We start from the raw sequence: 1,899 nt of genomic DNA, 5'->3' as shown, positions 1-1,899 counted from the left end.
TCGCTCGGTGTATATTGCCGTACATACTGAGGTAGAAAAAGATTACATCATGGCAGCCCGCCTAGATGGCGCAAATGACTTCTACTTGCTGTGGAGCTCGATTCTTCCAAACATTTTAACCGTCATTGCAGCAGAGATTACTCTCGCTCTGTCGGCGGCCATTTTGGATATTACAGCTCTTGGATTTCTTGGCTTGGGTGCTCAAGCACCGAGTACCGAATGGGGTGCCATTTTGGGTGATTCCGTCGAGCTGATTTACATCGCACCATGGACCGTGACGCTTCCGGGTCTGACCATCATGTTCACCGTAATTATCTTAAACTTAGTAGGTGAAGGTGTGCGCCAAGCGCTGAATGCGGGGATCGAATAATGCCGTTATTAGATATTCGACATCTGACTATCGAGATCGAAACACCACAAGGGATGGTGAAAGCCGTCGACCGAATGAGCCTAACGCTCAACGAAGGTGAAATCCGAGGCTTGGTGGGCGAGTCTGGCTCAGGTAAAAGCTTAGTTGCGAAAGCGATCGTGGGGGTTTGTAAGGACAACTGGCGAATCACCGCGGACCGAATGCGCTTGGGTAACATCGACCTTTTACAGCTTACGCCGAAAGAGCGTCGACGCGTCATTGCCCGCGATATCGCGATGATCTTCCAAGAACCCTCAACCTGTTTGGACCCTTCCGAAGAAGTAGGACGTCAATTAATTGAGTCTATCCCCTCTCGCGCCTTTGAAGGCAAGTGGTGGGAGCGATTCAAATGGCGTAAAAAACAGGCCATTGCGCTACTGCACAAAGTTGGTATCAAAGATCACAAACGCTTGATGGGCAGCTACCCGTACGAGCTAACAGATGGTGAATGTCAAAAAGTCATGATCGCCATGGCCATCGCAACCAAACCTAAATTGTTGATTGCTGACGAACCAACTAACGACTTGGACCCCATCACTCATTCGCAGATTCTGCGTTTGTTGAGCCGAATGAACCAGCTCAACAACACTACGATTTTGCTGATCGGTCACGACTTGGCTACCATCACGCAATGGGCAAGCCGAATTACCGTCATGTACTGTGGTCAGTCGGTTGAATCTGCCGACACCGACAAAATTATCGAAGCACCTAAACACCCTTACACTGACGCGCTGCTAAAAGCGATGCCAGATTTTAATGATTGGGTGCCGCACAAGCAGAAACTGCAATCGCTACCTGGGTCTATCCCTCCTTTGCAGCACCTGCCAATTGGTTGTCGATTAGGGCCGCGTTGTCCGTACGCGCAAAAACAGTGTGTTGAAATTCCACACACGCGACGCATTAAAAACCATAAGTTTAACTGCCACTTTCCATTGAACACGGAGAAGAAGTCATGAGTGCGTTACTCGAAGTCGATAACTTATCGAAGCAGTTTGTCACGCGTTCTCGACTGTTCAGACGTCAAGTTAATGAAGCGGTTAAACCCGTGAGCTTTACGCTAGAACCGGGGCAAACTATTGGCTTTATTGGCCAGAATGGCTCCGGTAAATCAACACTTGCACGTATGCTCGCAGGCGTTGTTGAACCGAGCTCTGGTGAGATCCGAGTCAATGGTGAGCGTTTAGAACACAAAGATTACGCAACGCGATGTAAGTTGATTCGCATGATTTTCCAAGACCCAAACACGTCATTGAATCCTCGTATTCAAATTGGACGAATCTTGGAAGGTCCGTTGAAACGAAACACCAACATGCCGCCAGATGCACGAATGAAACGTGTAAAAGAGACGTTGCTTCGCGTGGGGCTTCTGCCGGAGCACGCCTACTTCTATCCTCAAATGCTTGCGGCTGGTCAAAAACAGCGTGTCTGTTTGGCTCGTGCACTCATCCTTAAGCCATCAATCATTGTGGCGGATGAAGCGCTAAATGGTT

Annotated in this window: 3 protein-coding genes; all 3 read left to right on the top strand. The window is 48.9% G+C overall.

The features are described from left to right. Window positions 1–370 (top strand): ABC transporter permease subunit (locus R7Q47_RS23520; protein WP_318089515.1); only part of this gene is annotated, 370 nt, incomplete at its 5' end. Then, complete coding sequence (locus R7Q47_RS23515) at window positions 370–1,365, top strand: oligopeptide/dipeptide ABC transporter ATP-binding protein (protein WP_318089513.1); 996 nt, start codon at window positions 370–372, stop codon at window positions 1,363–1,365. The genes R7Q47_RS23520 and R7Q47_RS23515, both read left to right, overlap by 1 nt. Then, the coding region (locus R7Q47_RS23510; RefSeq protein ID WP_318089510.1) for an ATP-binding cassette domain-containing protein at window positions 1,362–1,899 on the top strand (538 nt) is incomplete at its 3' end. The genes R7Q47_RS23515 and R7Q47_RS23510, both read left to right, overlap by 4 nt.

Source organism: Vibrio sp. Vb0349 (assembly GCF_033338975.1).
The sequence above is the reverse complement of the archived record's forward strand: the minus strand, read 5'-3'. Positions and strand labels throughout refer to the sequence as shown.

Coding starts and splice junctions, on each gene's coding strand:
- R7Q47_RS23515 (WP_318089513.1), top strand. CDS start 370: ATGCCGTTATTAGATATTCGACATCTGACTATCGAGATCGAAACACCA.